At 70.7% G+C, this 16972-nt stretch carries 21 protein-coding genes; 11 read left to right on the plus strand and 10 right to left on the minus strand.

What is annotated here, in order from left to right; translation table 11 throughout:
• Positions 1-5: 5 nt before the first annotated feature.
• Entirely contained in the window at positions 6-272 is a 267-nt protein-coding gene (locus RWH44_RS03080; protein ID WP_316003438.1) for a hypothetical protein, read from the minus strand.
• 165 nt (positions 273-437) lie between these two features.
• Between RWH44_RS03080 and RWH44_RS03085 the strand changes: the two genes are divergently transcribed.
• Complete coding sequence (locus RWH44_RS03085) at positions 438-659, plus strand: hypothetical protein (protein WP_316003439.1); 222 nt, start codon at positions 438-440, stop codon at positions 657-659.
• 143 nt (positions 660-802) lie between these two features.
• Here RWH44_RS03085 and RWH44_RS03090 read toward each other — a convergent pair whose 3' ends face one another.
• Positions 803-1180: a DUF7882 family protein gene (locus RWH44_RS03090; RefSeq protein WP_298871222.1), complete on the minus strand. Its 378-nt coding sequence runs from the start codon at positions 1178-1180 to the stop codon at positions 803-805.
• An 81-nt stretch (positions 1181-1261) separates the two neighbouring features.
• Between RWH44_RS03090 and RWH44_RS03095 the strand changes: the two genes are divergently transcribed.
• From RWH44_RS03095 to RWH44_RS03105, 3 genes are read left to right on the plus strand one after another with little or no spacing between them, the layout of a single operon-like run.
• Positions 1262-1828 carry a MarR family winged helix-turn-helix transcriptional regulator gene (locus RWH44_RS03095; protein WP_316003440.1) on the plus strand — a complete coding sequence of 189 codons (567 nt, stop codon included), beginning with the start codon at positions 1262-1264 and terminating at the stop codon, positions 1826-1828.
• Positions 1825-2619 (plus strand): transglutaminase-like domain-containing protein, encoded by a 795-nt coding sequence (locus RWH44_RS03100; RefSeq protein WP_316003441.1) that lies wholly within the window; start codon positions 1825-1827, stop codon positions 2617-2619. Before RWH44_RS03095 ends, RWH44_RS03100 begins: the two co-directional genes overlap by 4 nt.
• 51 nt (positions 2620-2670) lie before the next feature.
• On the plus strand, positions 2671-4521 hold the full coding sequence (locus RWH44_RS03105) for a DUF2207 domain-containing protein (RefSeq protein ID WP_316003442.1): 1851 nt from the start codon (positions 2671-2673) through the stop codon (positions 4519-4521).
• 7 nt (positions 4522-4528) lie between these two features.
• On the opposite strand, the gene RWH44_RS03110 is transcribed toward RWH44_RS03105, so the two are convergent.
• A complete protein-coding gene (locus RWH44_RS03110) occupies positions 4529-5218 on the minus strand; it encodes an esterase/lipase family protein (RefSeq protein ID WP_437127260.1) in 690 nt (229 codons plus the stop codon).
• Positions 5219-5339: 121 nt separating this feature from the next.
• Between RWH44_RS03110 and RWH44_RS03115 the strand changes: the two genes are divergently transcribed.
• Together RWH44_RS03115 and RWH44_RS03120 are read left to right on the plus strand one after the other, a co-directional pair.
• Positions 5340-5588, plus strand: a complete 249-nt coding sequence (locus tag RWH44_RS03115; protein WP_298871210.1) for a hypothetical protein — start codon at positions 5340-5342, stop codon at positions 5586-5588.
• Positions 5585-7024 carry a glycosyltransferase gene (locus tag RWH44_RS03120; protein ID WP_316003443.1) on the plus strand — a complete coding sequence of 480 codons (1440 nt, stop codon included), beginning with the start codon at positions 5585-5587 and terminating at the stop codon, positions 7022-7024. Before RWH44_RS03115 ends, RWH44_RS03120 begins: the two co-directional genes overlap by 4 nt.
• Positions 7025-7174: 150 nt before the next feature.
• Here the strand turns inward: RWH44_RS03120 and RWH44_RS03125 are convergent, their stop codons facing one another.
• Together RWH44_RS03125 and RWH44_RS03130 are read right to left on the minus strand one after the other, a co-directional pair.
• Complete coding sequence (locus RWH44_RS03125) at positions 7175-7390, minus strand: hypothetical protein (protein ID WP_298871206.1); 216 nt, start codon at positions 7388-7390, stop codon at positions 7175-7177.
• 89 nt (positions 7391-7479) lie between these two features.
• Complete coding sequence (locus RWH44_RS03130) at positions 7480-10086, minus strand: MMPL family transporter (protein WP_316003444.1); 2607 nt, start codon at positions 10084-10086, stop codon at positions 7480-7482.
• A gap of 115 nt (positions 10087-10201) precedes the next feature.
• Here RWH44_RS03130 and RWH44_RS03135 point away from each other — a divergent pair, with 115 nt between their 5' ends.
• The 3 genes from RWH44_RS03135 to RWH44_RS03145 all read left to right on the plus strand — a co-directional run bounded on the left by RWH44_RS03135 (position 10202) and on the right by RWH44_RS03145 (position 13113).
• Positions 10202-10768: a TetR/AcrR family transcriptional regulator gene (locus RWH44_RS03135; protein WP_316003445.1), complete on the plus strand. Its 567-nt coding sequence runs from the start codon at positions 10202-10204 to the stop codon at positions 10766-10768.
• Positions 10769-11007: 239 nt separating this feature from the next.
• The gene (locus RWH44_RS03140) at positions 11008-12030 is read left to right on the plus strand and encodes a TerC family protein (RefSeq protein WP_316003446.1); all 1023 of its coding nucleotides are present in this window, start codon (positions 11008-11010) and stop codon (positions 12028-12030) included.
• A 117-nt stretch (positions 12031-12147) separates the two neighbouring features.
• Positions 12148-13113, plus strand: a complete 966-nt coding sequence (locus tag RWH44_RS03145; RefSeq protein ID WP_298871198.1) for an LLM class F420-dependent oxidoreductase — start codon at positions 12148-12150, stop codon at positions 13111-13113.
• Positions 13114-13149: 36 nt separating this feature from the next.
• Here the strand turns inward: RWH44_RS03145 and RWH44_RS03150 are convergent, their stop codons facing one another.
• The 4 genes from RWH44_RS03150 to RWH44_RS03165 form a co-directional block, all read right to left on the minus strand.
• The gene (locus RWH44_RS03150) at positions 13150-14064 is read right to left on the minus strand and encodes a helix-turn-helix domain-containing protein (protein WP_316003447.1); all 915 of its coding nucleotides are present in this window, start codon (positions 14062-14064) and stop codon (positions 13150-13152) included.
• A gap of 135 nt (positions 14065-14199) precedes the next feature.
• Positions 14200-14577, minus strand: a complete 378-nt coding sequence (locus tag RWH44_RS03155) for a PPOX class F420-dependent oxidoreductase (protein ID WP_316003448.1) — start codon at positions 14575-14577, stop codon at positions 14200-14202.
• Complete coding sequence (locus RWH44_RS03160; protein WP_316003449.1) at positions 14571-15113, minus strand: 2'-5' RNA ligase family protein; 543 nt, start codon at positions 15111-15113, stop codon at positions 14571-14573. Before RWH44_RS03160 ends, RWH44_RS03155 begins: the two co-directional genes overlap by 7 nt.
• A 7-nt stretch (positions 15114-15120) precedes the next feature.
• The gene (locus tag RWH44_RS03165; protein WP_298871188.1) at positions 15121-15498 is read right to left on the minus strand and encodes a DoxX family protein; all 378 of its coding nucleotides are present in this window, start codon (positions 15496-15498) and stop codon (positions 15121-15123) included.
• 169 nt (positions 15499-15667) lie between these two features.
• On the opposite strand from RWH44_RS03165, the gene RWH44_RS03170 reads away from it, so the two are divergent.
• Positions 15668-15961, plus strand: coding sequence for a sigma-70 family RNA polymerase sigma factor (locus tag RWH44_RS03170; protein WP_316003450.1), 294 nt, complete (start codon positions 15668-15670; stop codon positions 15959-15961).
• Positions 15962-15998: 37 nt separating this feature from the next.
• On the opposite strand, the gene RWH44_RS03175 is transcribed toward RWH44_RS03170, so the two are convergent.
• Positions 15999-16328 (minus strand): DUF7882 family protein, encoded by a 330-nt coding sequence (locus RWH44_RS03175; RefSeq protein ID WP_316003451.1) that lies wholly within the window; start codon positions 16326-16328, stop codon positions 15999-16001.
• Positions 16329-16514: 186 nt separating this feature from the next.
• On the opposite strand from RWH44_RS03175, the gene RWH44_RS03180 reads away from it, so the two are divergent.
• On the plus strand, positions 16515-16970 hold the full coding sequence (locus tag RWH44_RS03180) for a MarR family transcriptional regulator (protein WP_298871182.1): 456 nt from the start codon (positions 16515-16517) through the stop codon (positions 16968-16970).
• Positions 16971-16972: the final 2 nt, after the last annotated feature.

Below are 16972 nucleotides of genomic sequence, written 5' to 3' on the forward strand. Positions count from 1 at the left end.
GCTGGTCAGTCGCCTCGGCGGCCGCGCCGGCCTCGTGAGATGACGACGATCGCGCCGATGACGACGACGGCCGCTCCCAGGAGTGGAACCAGCACGAAGGCCAGTCGTCCCGCCTCCGCCTCGGAGTCCGGTTCGGCCTGCTCGGCGACGGCGGCCGACACGGGGGATGCCACGGACACGACGTCGCTGTGGACACCCACCGCATCGGTGGTGGCGGCGAAGGCCGGTGCGGGAGCGAGCGCGATCGTGGCGGCGAGGAGAGCAGAGGTCATGAGGGGGGTTCTTGCGATGCGCACGGCGCACTCCTTCCATCGGGTCGCCCACGATACGTATGCTCCGACCGGGAGGCCCCACGGTAGACGGCGGGCGCCGGGAAGGATATGGCGCCGAACCGGTCGCCTAGGCTGACCTCGACGACCCACGAGAGGAGATGACGCGTGGCGCGAACGCAACGCCCCTGGGGCGCCGTGCTCAGTGGAGTCGCGGCCGTGGTCCTCGCGACCCCGACGTTGGTCTTCCCCGCGGATTCGCCCACGGAGCCCAAGCTCGGCTTCTTGGCGGTCGGCGCCCTCATTTTCGCCGGTGCGGTGGTGAGGATCCGAGCCGAGGGTCACGGCGCTGACGCCACCCCACCGGGCGAGGCCGTCACCGAGGACTGAGGGCTTCGAGGGCCTCCGCGGTGATGACCGAGATCGGTTCAGTGGGGAGCTCCCACGATGCCAGGGGTTCCATGCAGATGTTCCGTTCTTGGGTGTCCGGGCGGGCGATCGTGTCCCCCGTCGAACCGGGGACGCACTCCCTGTCAGGCGGCGCGGGCGAGGCTGCGCGCAGCCTTCTGCGCCTGGGGAGCCTGGCGAGCAGGGACGGATGCCGTGGCGGGCTCGTCGAGTGCGATGTCGAGGCTGAGCCCACGCGAGGAGTTGGCGTCGTTCGCCATGCGCTTCAGAAGGTTCTGATCGAGCGCCTCGGGCTGTTCCGAGTCGAAGACGAAGCGCAGCGGAATCGAGGGCTGCAGCCAGATCGTCGACCGGCCGACGGGCTGATCCGGGCCGTGCACCCACGACAGGGTGAAGCTCTCGCCGCGGCGGAGCTTGGTCGAGACGACCACCTTGACGTGCGCCAGAAGACGGTCGTCGATGTCGATGGGCTCCGTCGTGGTGCCGTAGAAGAGCTTCGCCATGATGTTTCCCCTTTGCTCGTTGCTCATGATTGAACTTACTAGGTAGACTAGCGAATAGGCAAGCGAGATATTAGGAGCACGATGACGATCGACACCCCCTCGCCTCCGTCGTACTGGTACAGCGACAGCACCGACGATGAGCGAGGCGCGCGGATCATGGAGGCCATGCGCGCCTACCGGTCGTCCGAGATGGCGATGCGTCGGCGCACCCAGGAATCGATGGCGATGGGCGAGAACGAACTGCTCGTCCTCCGCTTCCTCGCGCGCGCTGCCGCGACCGGCTCCCCCGTGACCCCCATCGATCTCGCCCGGCATCTGGGCGTGTCGACCGCGTCCATGACTGCCCTCCTCGACCGGCTCGAGAAATCGGGGCATCTTCAGCGCCGCCCCCACCCCTCCGACCGACGGAAGGTGCTCGTCAGTAGTACGGCGCACGCCGACGACGAGATCCGCGACACCCTCACCGACATGCACGCCCGGATGATGCGGGCCACTCGCGGGATGACGGAGGAGGAGACGGTCGCCGTCACGGAGTTCTTGAACCGGATGCGGTGCGCCGTCGCCGACCTGTGCGGTGCGGGCGGATCGTGCTGTCCCCCGGCGCGGAGTCCGCGGCCCGCCCCGCTCGCATCGGACGCGGCCGCGTGAGGGCGTCGGTCGGCGTCGACATCATCCTGTCCACGGAAGCCGAGGCGGACGTGGTGCTCTCCATCACCCCCGCGGATGGATGGGCCGACGACGAGACCCTGACGATCGCCTCGGCCGGCCGGACGATCCCCGCGGCCGAGATCGCGGACGCGCACGGCACGAGAGCGCATCGCGTCGTCCTCCCCGCGGGACGGACCAGCGTCACCTACCGCGGCTCCGTCTCGACACCTTCCGCGCCGGCCCCCTCGGCCGAGATCGACCCGGTTCGCTATCTTCGCCCCAGCCGCTACGCGCCGTCGGACGATCCGAGGATCTCGGAGGTGGCGGCCTTCTCCTCGTCATCCGTGCGGGAACGCGCGCGACAGATCACCCAGTGGGTCTCGAAGAACCTCGACTACGTCTCCGGCGTCAGCGGACCCACCGACACCGCCCTCGACACGCTGCGTGAGGGGGCAGGGGTCTGCCGCGACTACGCGCACGTCACCATCGCCCTGCTTCGCGCCGCGGGGATCCCCGCTCGACTCGTGTCCGTCTTCGCCCCGGGGCTCGAGCCGATGGACTTCCACGCCGTGGTCGAGGCGTTCGTCGACGGCCGCTGGGAGGTCGTGGATGCCACCCGCCTCGCGCCCCGCGCCCACTTCGTCCGGATCGCGACGGGTCGAGACGCCGCCGACACCGCGTTCCTCACGACCGTGTCGGGCACGGCGACCTTGGAGTCGGTCGACGTCACGGCGGTGACCGTCGACGATCTCGTCGCGGACGATCCCGACGCCTCGATCCTGCTGCGCTGACTCCGCCTCACGAGGGAGTCGCCGCCGCACGGCCGCGGGTAGCGTCGGAGGATGGACGTCATCGCGCGGTCGTCTCGCCCGCTCCCCCGTCTCGCGATCGGTCTGATCGTTCTCGCTCTCGTCCTGCTGGGAGCGACGGCGGTCCCCGCACCGGCGCGCGCGGACGTCGGCGACTTCGCCTTCGACTCGTTCGCGGCCGACATGACGCTCTCCCGAGCCGACGACGGGCACGCGGAGCTCGCGGTGACCGAAACCCTGGTCGCACGCTTCCCCGACGTGGATCAGAACCGCGGCATCATCCGCTCCATCCCCGACGACTACGACGGGGTGCCCCTGCAGACGCGGGTGCTCTCGGTGACCGATGCCTCCGGCGCCCCCGTCGCCTACGACGTGGAGACGGATCGACGGGAGGTGCGGGTGCTCACGGGTGACGACTCGTTCGTGCGAGGCGTGCAGACCTACGTCATCTCGTATACGCAGCGCGATGCCATCCGCTCGTTCGCCGACACGGACGCGGACGAGTTCTACCGGGACGTCAACGGCACGCAGTGGGATCAGCCGTTCGGGGCGGTGAGCGCCCGGCTCCGCGTCGATCCCGCTCTGACGGATGCCGCGCTCGAGGGCGCTGCAGCGTGTTATGTCGGGGCGCAGGGAGCGTCGGAGAGGTGCGAGATCTCCCGCACGATCGACGCCGACGGCCTCATCTTCGAGGCCGGGGCCCAGGATCTCGGCCCGGGAGAGAACGTCACGATGGCCGTCGGCTTCGTCCGCGGCACCTTCGTCCCCGGAGAGGTGGTGCGCACCCCGCTCGAGCAGTTCTCCGTCGACACGGCCCCAGTGCTGGCCGCCGGGTCTCTCGGCGCCGTCGGTGTCGGGCTCGTCGCCGTGGCCGCTGCGGTGAGGGCCCGGCGTCGCGGACGCGATGCCGAGGGCCGGGGCGTCATCGTGGCGGAGTACGACCCACCGGCCGGGGTCGACGTGCTGCAGGGCGCCGAGCTGGTCGCGCGTCGCGGCACCGGCATCCCCGCCGCCATCGTCGACACCGCCGTGGCGGGGCACCTCCGCATCGTCGACGACGGCGACGCGCGGAGCCTCTCGCTCGAGCTCGTGACGGCGGAAGGCGCCGACGCGCTGCACGGTGCGATCCTCGGCGCGGTCTTCGGTGCGGCCGCCCGACCCGGAGCCCGCGTGACGCTGGGGCCCGATCGCCAGGACGTCGCGAAGGCTCTGCAACGGCTCCCCCACGCCGCCGCGTCCGAACTGCGCTCGAGGGGGTGGAGCGAGAAGCAGCACCCCGGCCGCTCCGTCGCCGCGGCGGGTGTCGCCGTGGGCGCGTTCGTCCTCGCGGTGCTCGCGCTCATCTTCGCGGCGATGGGGACGGCGCCCGCCTGGTGGCAGATCGCCGCCGTCCCCGTCACGGTGGTGCTCGGCATCCTGAGTTTCGCGCTGCTGCGCTACCGCGATCGGATCACGGATGCCGGAGCACCGGCACGCGACCACCTTCGGGGGCTGCGCGAGTACCTGCAGCTCGCGGAGGCGGACCGCCTGCGCGTGCTCCAGAGTCCCGAGGGGGCGGAGCGTCGTCCGATCGACCCGGATGATCCTCGCCAGGTGCTCCACCTCTACGAACGTCTGCTGCCGTGGGCGATCGTGTGGGGCGTCGAGAAGGAGTGGTCGGAGGCGCTCGACACCCGCGTGCGCGAGAGCGGCGACGATCTGCACTGGTACCGCGGCGGCGGCGGCTTCTCGTCGGCGGCCCTGTTGTCGACGATGGGGACGCTGCGCATGGCGAGCGCCCCGGTCACGACCACGACGAGCGGCTCGGGGAGCTTCTCGGGCGGGTCTTTCGGCGGCGGCTTCTCGGGAGGGGGCTCGGGCGGAGGCGGAGGCGGAGGGCGCTGAGAGGCGCTCACTCCGCCACGCGCACCACCTCGGCGATGACTCGTGGGTCGGCGAGCACGCGGAAGTGCCCTCCGCCGGCCAGTTCCACGTTCCGGGCACCGGCGAGTTCGCTGCCCTCCGGGATGTGCGGGTCGAACGGGCCGTAGACGGACACGATCCTCGCGTTGGCGTCCGCGGCCCTCGCCAGTGCTCGCATGGTGGCGTCGCCCGACGCGAACGCGCGCAACGACGGTGTGGGCATGAGGCGGCTGTACCGGGATCCGCCGAAGGGCGTCGCGACCGCGACCATCGCCCGCACCCGGGACCCTTCCGGGTCGAAGGCCATGACGTGCTTGCCGATCAGGCCGCCTTTGCTGTGGGCCACGAGCACGACGTCATGGAGGTCGCGCGACACCAGCAGTGCCGCGACGCGATCGGCGGACTCGGCGATCGGACGACGGTTGTCCCCCAGCTCCGCGACCACGTGCACCGGGTGTCCACGCTCGTGCAGGGCGCGGGCCAGCGGCTCCATGAAGCGCCAGGTCTCGTAGATCCCGGGCAGCAGCACGATGGGGCGCCCCTCGCCCTCCTCCAGGTCGAGGTCTCCTCCGCTTCCCCGGGCTCGCAGCTGCGCCCGCACGGCGTAGGCGTAGTCCTTCACCCACCACGAGAGGTCGCGCACTCCGGTTCGCAGGGCGCTCACGGCATCCATCGGCATGCCTTCATCCTGCGGGCGCGGGCGCGGCTCGCAGGCGGGGTTGCCACGACGACGCCGCACACCTGCGCATCGGGCGCAACCCCGGGATGACGGCGATCCGGGCCGTCTTAGGCTCGGGGCCATGGACATTTCGGACATCCGGTGGAACGAGCCCGCACGACAGAAGATCCTCGACGACGCCGACGGCGTGCTGCGGGAGGCCGTCGTCGCGGTCGCGCGTGAGAGCGAGGGGATCTCGTCGGACGAGGCCTTCGCGCAGATCAACGCGCGCATCAAGGACCGCTTCATCGACTACGAGCCCGGCCCCGACATCCGCACCTACGCCGACGCGATCGCCGCCGGGGAGATCCCCACCGACGACGCCGGATGACCCGCGGCACGATCCTGCCCCGCGGGCGCCAGTTCGTCCTCACCTGGGGCGTTCCGCGCGAGTACGGCGGCCTGACCGCCGCCCTCCTGCGGCGTTCCAGCTTGTTCGCTGGTCGTGGTGCGCCGGTGCACGTGCTCACGTGCGACGACCGCGACGACCGGGCAGCGGTCGCGGAGGAACTGTCCCGCCGCGACGCCCTCGGCGAGGGCGTCCGGCTCACGAACCTGTGGGACTGGCTGCGCGAGAACGACCTGCGCGGCCGATCGGTCGCGGCCGGGGCCGGGTTCGCCCCGCTTCCCGCCGGGGCGATCGAGGAGAGGTCGGGCGGGGTCGTCGTGAGACGCATCCGCACGGATGCCGAGGGCGCGGTGCTGCAGATCGACCATCTCCGCGCCGACGGGACGGTGGCCGCGAGCGATCGCCGCGACGTCCCGCACTCCTCCGGCCGGACGCGCCGCGTCATCGTCACGTGCGACGCTGCCGGCGCCCCTCGCGCCGCGTGGCGCGGAGTACGCGAGCTGTACGCGGCCTGGCTCGACCGTCTGACGGCCGGCGAGAGGTCGTTCCTCCTCGTCGACAGCAAGGCCATGGCCCGTTTCGCCGCGGGTTACCGGCGGCCGGGCGTCGTCGTGCTCCACATCGTGCACGGCTCGCACCTCACCGACGACGGCACCGCGATCCGCCCGTCGCGCGCCGAGGTGTTCTCGCGGCTGAGCGCGTTCGACGCGGTCGTGCTGTGCACCGTGCGCCAAGCGGGCGACGTGCGCCGTCAGGTGGGCCCGGCGCCGCTCCTGGCCGTCGTGCCCCACCCCGTCGAAGTGGGTGACGTCGAGACGAGCCTCCCCCGCGACGGCGCGGTCGTGCTGGCCCGCCTAGAGCCGATCAAGCGCGTGGAGCACGCGGTGGATGCCGTGGCCCGTGCCCGGCGGCGCGTCCCGTCGCTCGAGCTCGACGTCTACGGCGATGGTCCGGCCAGAACCCGCCTCGAAGGGGCCGGGGTCGACGGGGTCCGCTTCCACGGTTTCGACCCCGCCGCCCGAACCGCCCTGCAGCGCGCATCCGTACTGCTGATGACGAGTCGGTCCGAGGCCTTCTCGCTGGTCGTCGCCGAGGCGATGGCCGCGGGCTGCCTGCCCATCGCCTACGACGTCCCCTACGGTCCGCGCGAGCTCATCGTCGACGGCCGCACGGGATGGGTGGTGCCGGCCGGCGATGTCGACGCCCTCGCCGACGCGCTCGTGCGGGCGGCATCCCTCGATCAGCCCGCTCTCGAGCGCATGCGCCGGCAGGCGGTCGAGCGCGCACGCCGTTACGACGAATCGGCCGTCCTCACGCGATGGGCGCTGACGCTGTCGCGGGCGGCGCGACGCCATCGACTCCGCGAGGCGACATGGCGAATCCGCGAGGTGCTCCGGCGTCGCCTTCGGATCGGCTGAGATCCCTCGTGCGGGGCGCGCGGCAGGCGTACTCTGCATCTACCCGGCCCCGGCATCGCCGGCGCGGATGACGCCGATACGGCGTCCGCGACGACTCCCGCCCGTCGAGCCCGTCCCCCACACGGCTCCGGACGGGAGTCGTCGTCCGGGTCAGCGGTCTTCGCCGTAGCCGCGGATGCTGCGCAGGTCGTCCTTCAGGTCTTCCTTGGAGGCGTCGCCCGGGACGATGTCGCTCTGCGGCGCATCGTCCTGCACGGCCGCATCCGCGGCCTGCTGCTCCCGCGCGCCGTCCTTCTTCTCCTCGACGCCGGCGTCGGTGGCGCCGTCCATGACGGGGGCGTCCTGGGTTTCTTCGCGATCGGTCATCGTCGTCCTCCTCGGGATGGGTCCTTGGTGGCATCCTGAGGGGTCCGTGCGGTCGCCGACCGGGGCTTGCGCGGCCCCGTCGGCGGTGTTCACACTCCGTGGTGGCCGGGGTGACGGCGCTCGAGGGCCGCCCCCTCGACGTCGACGTTGGGCACGATGCGCTCGAGCCACTTCGGCAACCACCACGCCGACCCGCCCAGCAGGTGCATGAGGGCGGGCATCAACAGCATCCGCACGACGAACGCGTCGAACAGGACGCCGAGGGCCAACCCGAGGCCGAACGACTTGATGATCACCGCCTCCGAGGTGATGAAGCCCGAGAAGACCGAGATCATGATGACCGCCGCGGCGATGACGACCGTGCGCCCGGCGCGGAAGCCCTGCGCCACCGCGAGGCGCGGCGCGGCGCCGTGCGCCCACGCCTCGCGCATGCCCGTGGTCAGGAACAGCTGGTAGTCCATGGCGAGACCGAACAGGATGCCGACGAGGATCACCGGAAGGAAGCTCAGGATCGGGCCGGGATTGTGCACGCCGAACAGCCCGCCCAGCCAGCCCCATTGGAAGACGGCGGTGACGGCCCCATAGGTCGCGAACAGCGACAGCACGAAGCCGAGCGTCGCGATGAGCGGAACCAGGAGCGAACGGAAGACCATCACCATGATGAGGAACGACAGGCCGACGACGACCACGAGGTAGATCGGCAGCACCTCGGCCAGTCCCTCGGAGATGTCGATGTTGATCGCCGCGGCCCCCGCCACTCCGAGGGCGATATCACCGTCGACGGGCGGCAGGGCGCGAAGGTCGCGGACGAGCCGATCGGTGGACACCGCGTTGGGCCCCTCGGTGGGGATGACCTGGAAAGCGGCCAGGGTGCGATCGTCGGAGACGGCGACGGGAGCGACGGCGGCGACGTCGTCCTGGGCGAACAGCTCGCGCGCCACGTCGAGCTGCAGACCCTGCACATCGGCCTCCGCGGTACCGGCGGGGAGGGAGGCCGTGACCAGCAGGGGGGCGTTCGAGCCGGCGCCGAAGGCCTGCTCACTCCAGGTGAAGGCCTTGTAGCCGGTGGAGTCCGCAGCTTCCGATCCGCCGTCGGGCAGTCCCAGGCGCATCGAGAGGGCCGGGATCGCCACGACGAGCAGGGCCAGGGTGGCGACGATCATCGTGACGACCGCGCGGAGGGTCGACATCGGCCGGACGGGCCGGGCAGTCGGCGCGCCCGGGCCGGTCGCCGTGCGCGAGGAGCGCCGCGGGTGCTCGTCTCGATCGACGGATGCCGTCCGCGCGGCACGTCGTGGATGATCCGCCGCGTCGGCCGCGATCGCCGCGCGGGCGCGCGCCCGACGCCCGAGGACTCGCGTCCCCGCCAGGCCGAGGAGAGCCGGCGTCAGCGACACCGCGATGAGCACGGCGACCAGGACGCTGACCGCTCCGGCCGTACCCATGAGGCCGAGGAAGGGGATGCCGGTGATGTTGAGCGCGAGCAGGGCCACGATGACGGTGGACCCGGCGAACACGACGGCATTGCCGGCCGTACCGTTCGCCAACCCGATGGACTCGCGTACGTCGGCCCCGGCCAACAGCTGTCGGCGGTGGCGATAGAGGATGAACAGCGCATAGTCGATACCCACGGCGAGGCCCAGCATCACGCCCAGGAACGGGGTGACGGAGGCCATCTGGATGAGCCCCGAGAACGACAGCGTGCCCATGGCGCCGATGGCCACGCCGATGATCGCGGTGACGATGGGGAACGAGGCGGCCAGGAGCGAGCCGAGGACCACGACGAGGACGATCCCGGCGACGGCGACGCCCACGACCTCACCGACGCCGAATATCTCGGGGACGCCCTGCGAGATCTCGGTGTTGAAGGCCACCTCGACGCCGGCGACGGGGTCGGAGAAGTGCTCGACGACCGCTTCCTTCGAGGCCTCGGTCAGTTCGAGACGGGGCTTGTCGAACGAGACGCTGACGATCGCCGTCGAGCCGTCCTCCGACACGAGGCGAATGGCATCCGCGAACCCGAGCAGTTCGGCCCCGTCGTCGAGCTGCGTCTGCTGGGCGTCGATCTGCGCGAGGCCTGCGGTGAGCTGCGCCTGCTGCTGCTCGAGCGCCGAGCGCTGCTGGTCGATCTGCTGCTGCTGCGCCTCGAGGGCGGCCACCTGCTCCTGCTTCTGCGCGGAGGGCAGCCCCGCTGCCTCGAGCTGTGCCCGGCCCTGGTCGAGACGCTGCTGGCCGGCCTCCAGCTGCGCCGCCCCCTCCGTGAGCTGCTGCTGACCCGCCTCGGCCTGCGCGCGCGCCTGGTCGAGCTGAGCGCGCCCGTCAACGAGCTGCTGACGTCGAGCGTCGAGCTGCTCCTGGGCGGTGAAGGGGTCGGTCACCCGGGCGACGTCGGGAAGGTCGTCCGACGAGTCGACGAGTGCCGAGATGGCCGTGCGCTGCGCATCGGTGAGCGCGGAGCCGTCGTCGGTGCGGAACACGACCGTGCCCGCTGCACCGGCGAAATCGGGGAGCTCGTCCTGCAGTTCGGCGATGACGTCACCGGATGCCGTACCGGGGATGTCGAAGCTGGAGCTGAGCCCTTTGAAGCCGACGAGGAAGCCCGAGACGACGATGCCGAGGATGACGGCCCACGCGACGATGACCGTCCAGGCGCGGCGTGCGGCGAACGTTCCGAGGCGGTGCAGCAGTTCGGCCATTCAGGTATTCCTCTCGTGCGGTGCGCGCGAGAGCACCGTCGGCCTCGATCAGCGGGAAAAAGATAACACGCACCGTCTCGTCTTGTTCTGTGAGCCGTCGTCCAGAATGTGTGTCATGGCCCTTCCGCGCAGTGGACCGATCCGCAGTCAGGCGGCCCGCTCGGCGATCCTCGACGCGGCAGCCGCGCTCTTCGCCGAGCAGGGCTACGACCTCCTCACGATCGAAGGCATCGCCCGGCGCGCCGGAGTGGGCAAGCAGACCATCTACCGATGGTGGCCGAGCAAGGGCGACGTCCTGGCCGAAGCCATCCTGGAGCGACGCCTCCTCGGGGCTCAGCGCGAGCTCCCCGACACCGGGGACGCTCGGGCCGACATCGCGACCTGGCTGAGCGATCTGTTCACCCTTCGAGCGAGTCCCGACGGTGAGGGCCTGCTGCGCTCCCTCGTCGCCGCGGCCGCGGGCAGCTCCGAGACGGGCAGAAGACTGCGCACCGAGATCCTGGCGGCGCCGCTGATGAATCGCCTCGCCGTCGCCATGGGGGGAGCCGCCGGCGCTCGGCTCGAGGCCGCCGCCGACGCTCTCGTGGGCGGTGTCATCCTGCGTGCGCTGAGCCGCGAGGACTTCGGGCTCGACGACATGCGCACCCTCGTCGACACCGTGGTCGGGCCGGCACCCCGGTGATGACGCGCCAAGACCCGGCGCCCGCTCGCCCCTGACCCCTACCACAGCGGCGAGCGCGACGTCCAGACCGGGAACGTACAGCTGCGTCCCGTAAGATGGTCGCAGCAAGGGGAGTACTCCCACCGCGACGTTCTCGTCAATACGGATCACGCCATCGTGATCCCGGGACGTCGGCCCATCTCGCCGGGTGGAGGAGACCTTGGTGTCTTTTCGTACACCTATTTCCCTTGGAGGCCGCCGTGGGCGTCACCCCCCTCGTCTGGATCATCACGATCGCGATCACCATCGCGTTCTTCGTCTTCGAGTTCTTCGCGCACGTGCGCAAGCCGCACGAACCGTCGATCGGCGAATCCGCCCGCTGGTCGGCGTTCTACATCGGCCTGGCCCTGCTGTTCGGCGTCGGCATCGGCATCTTCTCGGGCTGGACCTTCGGCGGTGAGTACTTCGCCGGGTATCTCACCGAGAAGGCGTTGTCGATCGACAACCTCTTCGTGTTCCTCATCATCATGACCGGGTTCGCGGTGCCGAAGAAGTATCAGCAGAAGGTGCTGATGATCGGCATCGTGATCGCGCTCATCATGCGCGGTGCGTTCATCGCCGTGGGCGCGGCGCTCATCGAGAACTTCTCCTGGATCTTCTACATCTTCGGTGCCCTCCTGCTCTTCCTGGCTTACCGACAGGCGTTCTCGCACGGCGAGAGCGACCCCGCCAACGGCAAGTTCATGCGCTTCGTGCGTCGCGTCCTGCCCGTGAGCGAGGAGTACAACGACGACAAGCTCACCGTCCGCAAGGACGGCAAGCGCTTCGTCACCCCGATGCTCCTGGTCATCATCGCGATCGGTTTCATCGACCTCGTCTTCGCGGTGGACTCCATCCCCGCGATCTACGGTCTGACCAACGAGGCCTACATCGTGTTCGTCGCGAACGCCTTCGCGCTCATGGGTCTGCGCCAGCTGTACTTCCTCATCGGCGGCCTCCTCGAGCGCCTCGTCTACCTCGCGCAGGGTCTGGCCGTCATCCTGGCCTTTATCGGCGTCAAGCTCGTCTTCCACGCGCTGCACGTCAACGAGCTGCCCTTCATCAACGGCGGTGAGCCGCTGCTGTGGGTCCCCGAGATTCCGATCTGGTTCTCGCTGCTGTTCATCGCCGCCACCGTGGCCGTCGCCACCATCGCGAGCCTGCGCAAGACCCGCAACGACGACGAGAAGAAGAAGAGGGAGACCTTCGACGGCGAGAAGGTCATCCACGCCCCCGAGGGCTGACTCTCCGAACCGGTGACGGGCTCGCGGCTCCGGCCGCGGGCCCGTTTCGTCTGCCGTATCCGAACGGCGAGCGCAACCCCGGCGGGACGCCCCGGTGGTCGTCCTACCGTGGCCGACATGACGCGATTCGGCTACACCCTCATGACCGAGCAGAGCGGCCCGCGGGCGCTCGTCGACTACGCCGTCGGCGCCGAGCGCGCCGGCTACGACTTCCTCGTCTCCAGCGACCACTACTCGCCGTGGCTCACCAGCCAGGGCCACGCTCCCTACGCCTGGACCGTGCTCGGCGCGGTGGCGCAGGCGACCACCGACGTCGAACTCATGACCTACGTCACGTGCCCCACCGTCCGATACCACCCGGCGGTCGTCGCGCAGAAGGCCGCGACGCTGCAGTTGCTCTCCGAGGGCCGCTTCACGCTCGGTCTCGGATCCGGTGAGAACCTCAACGAGCACGTCGTCGGCGAGGGCTGGCCCGCCGTGCACGCGCGCCAGGACATGCTCGTCGAGGCCATCGAGATCATCCGCGCGCTGCACACCGGCGACCTCGTCACCTACGACGGCGAGTACTTCCGCGTCGACTCCGCTCGCGTGTGGGACGCCCCCGACGGCGGCGTGCCGATCGGCGTGGCCGTGTCGGGCGAGCACTCCATCGAGCGTTTCGCACCCCTCGGCGATCACCTCATCACGACGGAGCCCGACGGCGACCTCATCAGCGGCTGGGACGCCCACCACGACGGCGAGTCCCGCAAGATCGGCCAGATCCCGATCAGTTGGGATCCCGACAAGGATGCCGCGATCGCGCGCGCGCACGATCAGTTCCGCTGGTTCGCGGGCGGGTGGGCCGTCAACGCCGATCTGCCGACGCCTGCGGGCTTCGCGGGCGCGTCGCAGTTCGTGCGCCCGGAGGATGTCGCGGATTCCATCGCGTGCGGCCCCGACCTCGATGAACTCGCCGAGAGCGTCCGCCCGTTCATCGACGCCGGCTTCACCGACATCGCCATCGTCCAGGTGGGCGACGAGCAGCAGCAGCGCTTCGTCGACGAGATCGCCGCTCCGCTGCTCGAGAAGCTGCGCGCTCTGTGACCTCGGCGGGGCGCGCCCGATGGCGCGTCCCGCCCTTCAACGGCGGATGTGTCCCGCCTCGACGACCCATTGCTCGAGGCGCCACACGGGGAGGCGGAAGACGCGGGCGACCGCGACCGCCGAGAAGCCGCCGTCGACGACCGCGGCGATCGCGAACTCTCGCAGCGACGTGAACTCACGGCCGGCGAGGGCCCCCTGACGCAGCTCCGCGAACGTGCGGGGTTGCCGCATCGCCGCCGATCCGGACGCCTTCAGGACGTACGGCGACCCGGAGTCCGCGGGACGCCGATGCGGGTGGCCGGGCGCCGGCGGAGCCGGCACGACGGTCTGCGCGGGCGGTGCGGGCACGATGTCGGATGGCTCGGAGACGTTCGTCCACGGCGCCGGCGGGAGGTGCCCGCCCCAGGAGGCCTCCGTCGCCCGCGTCACGGCTCGCGGCACCTCGCGCGTCTCGTCTCTGCCGGCAGGGACGACGGCCTTCGGCTCGTCGGGCGGTTCGGGCATCGTCGGCGCCGCCCTGGCCGAGGTCCACGGTGCCGCCGGCAGCTCTCCACCCCACACGACCTCGCTCGGCACCACGTACGGGCTCACGACGGCGGCGGCCGGTGCCGCGGTCAGCCAGGGAGCCGGCGGCAGTTCCCCGCCCCACACCACCTCGCTCGGCACCACGTACGCGCTGTGCGGCACGGGGGACGGCGACGCCGGAACGGGAGCGGCCTCCCCGAAGAGTTGGGCGACCTCGACCTCGAACGTCTCGGCGAGCGCGACCAGCGTCGCCAGCGACGCCGTCGTGCGACCCGCTTCGATCGCCCGCACGCGGGATTCCGACAGCCCGGCCTCGAACGACAGGGCCAGCACCGTCAAGCCGCGCTCTTCGCGCAGACGGCGCACGCGCTCGGCCAGGACCCGCAGCACCTCGTCGAGGCGCCCATCCAGCGATGCCTGCGTCAAGCGATCCTCCCCTCAGCCGACAACGCGCACCTGTGTCCGGGGGAGACAATGAAGACTATCGCGTTCCCCGCCGCGGAGCGGGGACGCTGACGGTGCCGCGCGTTCGTGCCGCGCGCCCGCGTCCCGCTGCCTGCGTCAGCCCCGCAGCGCGGCCGAGCCCAGGACGCGCTCGACGTCGATCTCCAGTACGACGCGCTCGGGGTTCACGCGCGGCTGCCGGTATCGCGCGGCGTACAGCTTGACGGCGTGCGCCACGGCATCCGGATCGTCGCTCACGCGCGCGGTGCCCTCGAAGCTCATCCATCGCGCACCGTCGACCGAGCACACCGAGGCGCGCCCGGAGCGAGCGGCGTTGACGAACTTCTGCGTCCCGCGCGATCCGATCACACGCACGACGCCGTCTTCGTAGGTGAATCCGACCGGGACGGAATGGATGCGACCCGACCGGCCGAGGGTCGAGAGGGTGGCCAGGTGGTATTCGCTCAGGAAGGCGAGGGCGTCATCGGTCAGCACCCTTCCAGCGTGCCACGGCCGACGACCTCCGAGACGGTCTTCGTGGCCGTCTCCCACCGGCGGATGCCGACCGCACGCACCGATCGCTCGAGAGGGGCGTGCTCGGACAGCACCCGCAGCGCGTCGCCGACGCGATCCAGCGCGACCCGTCGCGCGAGGGTGACGTGCGGTGTCCACGCTCCCGGTCGCGTGTGGTCGGCGTCGTCCCCGGCCCCCGCGAGGTCGTGCACCCGCGCGTGGAGGTCCACCAGCGCCGCCGAGGGGACGACCGAGCGCGCGATCACCCTCGTGCGCCCCGCACCGAAGAGCACGGGTGCACCGAGGGTCATCCCCAGGGGAAGGGCGTCGGCGAGGGGCGCCGCATCGAGATCCGGCAGGCTCGGGCGCACGAGCAGGGTGATGTGCGGACGATTGCTCTCCCCCGTGTGGCGCGCCTGGCTGGGGAGATCGGCCGCGGCGAGCGCGTCCCATTCCTCGCGCATCGCCGCGTCGGACTCGTCGTCCAAGACGAGCTCGAGGCTGACGATGTCGCTCACGCGCGGTTCACCGGGTCGACCACCAGGCGGCCGCGACGAGCGCCGGCTGGAAGAAAAGGCGTCCGAACCGCTTCTGATCGGTGTCAAGACCGAAAGCCGACCGTCCCTTGCGCCACTGGTCGATGTTCCCCGGGAAGATCGCGATGAAGAACGCGGCCAGAGCGGCTCCGATCCGACGACGCTCCTTGGGCAACGCGACGAGGGCGAGACCGAACGCCGCCTCCACCACGCCGGATGCCACGACGACCGCGTCCCGATCGAGCGGGCCGTGCTCCACCAGGGCATCCGGCACCTGGGCTTGGAAGTCCCGCCGCGCGAAGGTGAGGTGGGAGATACCGGCGAACATCATTGCCAGGGCCAGCGCCCAGCGCACGAACGACTTCATAGGAGCACGCTAGAGCGCGAGCCCCCGACATCCGCCAGGCTTGACGACCGCTCGCGGACCCTTCTCTCCCGGTCTTCCGGCGCTACGGCACCGGTCCGCATTGCGCAACCCCCGGCCGCAGACGACGCTTCGCGCTTGACTGGGACCACGTCGGCCGCGGAGGTGCCCCATGACGATGACGGATGCCGAGTCCCCGGCAACCCGCGAGGAAGATCTCGATGCGCTGCTCGTGCGGGCGGCGTCGGGCGATTGCGACGCGTTCGTCGCCTTTTACGACGCGACCTCGCCGCGCATCTACGCGATCCTGCTCTCGCTGACGGGCGTGGCGACGAAGGCCGAGCGGCTGCTCGAGGGCATCTACGTCGAGGCGTGGGAGCGCATGCGCGGGCGCAACGCTCCCCCGTGCCCGGGGATGCAGTGGATGTCGGCCATCGCGCACCGGCACGCGTCCGGTCGAGCCTGAGACGCACGCGGGGCCGCGACGGGCGGGCCGACGCGCCCTACGAGGCGTCGACCGACGTGGTGATGACGTCGTGGGTCTCGAGGTCGACCGTGAGGCCGCTCGAGGAGTTCGCGGAATTCGCGTACGTCTGCAGGAGGGCCGGGTCGAGCATCTCCGGCTCGATCGAGCCGAACACGAAGCGGAGCGGGATCGAGGGCTGGAGCCAGATCGTGCTGCGACCGGCAACCTCACCCGACGGATGCCGCCACGACATCGTGAAGCTCTCCCCACGACGCAGTTTCGTGGCGATGACGACCTTCACGTGCGCGAGGACCCGATCGGGGATCTCGATCGCGCGCTCGGAGGAACCGTAGAACAACGAGCCCATGAGCCCCTCCTTCCGAGGATGCCACCTGCTCATATTTTACTAAGTTGCCTAACTATCGCCAAGTGAATTCGCGGGAAATCTCCGGAAGAGCGCTTCGTCGGACCCGGGCGCGAGGTAGTTCCGTCCTCTGGAATCTCGGCTACCGAACTACAATGGCGCGACGGGGGCCAGACCCGGAGGAGACGCATGACGATCGAGACCGCACACGACCCCGCGACCACCGCCGCGCAGGCGGTCGAACGTCTCCGCCTCGCCGAGGCACGTCTCGCCCGACGCCGCCAGACGGAGTGCGGGCCGAGCGAGAATGCGCGGGCCGCCATGCGCCTCATCCTCGAACGCGCCGACACCGGCGCGAACATCACTCCGACGGAGATCGCCCAATCCCTCGCCATCTCCACGGCATCCGTCACCGGGATGCTGGACCGCCTGCACGCCGGCGGGCTGATCGCATTCGTCGCGAATCCGGCCGACCGGCGCAGCAAGTTCGTGGTCCCGTTCGACCGCGACGTCGACCCCGACGCCATCGACCCCGTCACGGCCCGCATCCGGGAGTTCGCCCTCGATCTCCCCACCGACACCGCGGGCCACCTCGCGCAGTTCCTCGACCGCGTGCGTGAAGTCGTCGATGCGGAATGCCGCTGACG

Origin of the sequence: Microbacterium phycohabitans (genome assembly GCF_032464935.1) — a bacterium.
Lineage (GTDB): Bacteria > Actinomycetota > Actinomycetes > Actinomycetales > Microbacteriaceae > Microbacterium > Microbacterium phycohabitans.

Coding starts and splice junctions, on each gene's coding strand:
- RWH44_RS03180 (WP_298871182.1), top strand. CDS start 16,515: ATGACGATCGAGACCGCACACGACCCCGCGACCACCGCCGCGCAGGCG.
- RWH44_RS03165 (WP_298871188.1), bottom strand. CDS start 15,498: ATGAAGTCGTTCGTGCGCTGGGCGCTGGCCCTGGCAATGATGTTCGCC.
- RWH44_RS03105 (WP_316003442.1), top strand. CDS start 2,671: ATGGACGTCATCGCGCGGTCGTCTCGCCCGCTCCCCCGTCTCGCGATC.
- RWH44_RS03135 (WP_316003445.1), top strand. CDS start 10,202: ATGGCCCTTCCGCGCAGTGGACCGATCCGCAGTCAGGCGGCCCGCTCG.
- RWH44_RS03125 (WP_298871206.1), bottom strand. CDS start 7,390: ATGACCGATCGCGAAGAAACCCAGGACGCCCCCGTCATGGACGGCGCC.
- RWH44_RS03130 (WP_316003444.1), bottom strand. CDS start 10,086: ATGGCCGAACTGCTGCACCGCCTCGGAACGTTCGCCGCACGCCGCGCC.
- RWH44_RS03175 (WP_316003451.1), bottom strand. CDS start 16,328: ATGGGCTCGTTGTTCTACGGTTCCTCCGAGCGCGCGATCGAGATCCCC.
- RWH44_RS03110 (WP_437127260.1), bottom strand. CDS start 5,218: ATGCCGATGGATGCCGTGAGCGCCCTGCGAACCGGAGTGCGCGACCTC.
- RWH44_RS03115 (WP_298871210.1), top strand. CDS start 5,340: ATGGACATTTCGGACATCCGGTGGAACGAGCCCGCACGACAGAAGATC.
- RWH44_RS03145 (WP_298871198.1), top strand. CDS start 12,148: ATGACGCGATTCGGCTACACCCTCATGACCGAGCAGAGCGGCCCGCGG.
- RWH44_RS03095 (WP_316003440.1), top strand. CDS start 1,262: ATGACGATCGACACCCCCTCGCCTCCGTCGTACTGGTACAGCGACAGC.
- RWH44_RS03120 (WP_316003443.1), top strand. CDS start 5,585: ATGACCCGCGGCACGATCCTGCCCCGCGGGCGCCAGTTCGTCCTCACC.
- RWH44_RS03080 (WP_316003438.1), bottom strand. CDS start 272: ATGACCTCTGCTCTCCTCGCCGCCACGATCGCGCTCGCTCCCGCACCG.
- RWH44_RS03090 (WP_298871222.1), bottom strand. CDS start 1,180: ATGGCGAAGCTCTTCTACGGCACCACGACGGAGCCCATCGACATCGAC.
- RWH44_RS03170 (WP_316003450.1), top strand. CDS start 15,668: ATGACGATGACGGATGCCGAGTCCCCGGCAACCCGCGAGGAAGATCTC.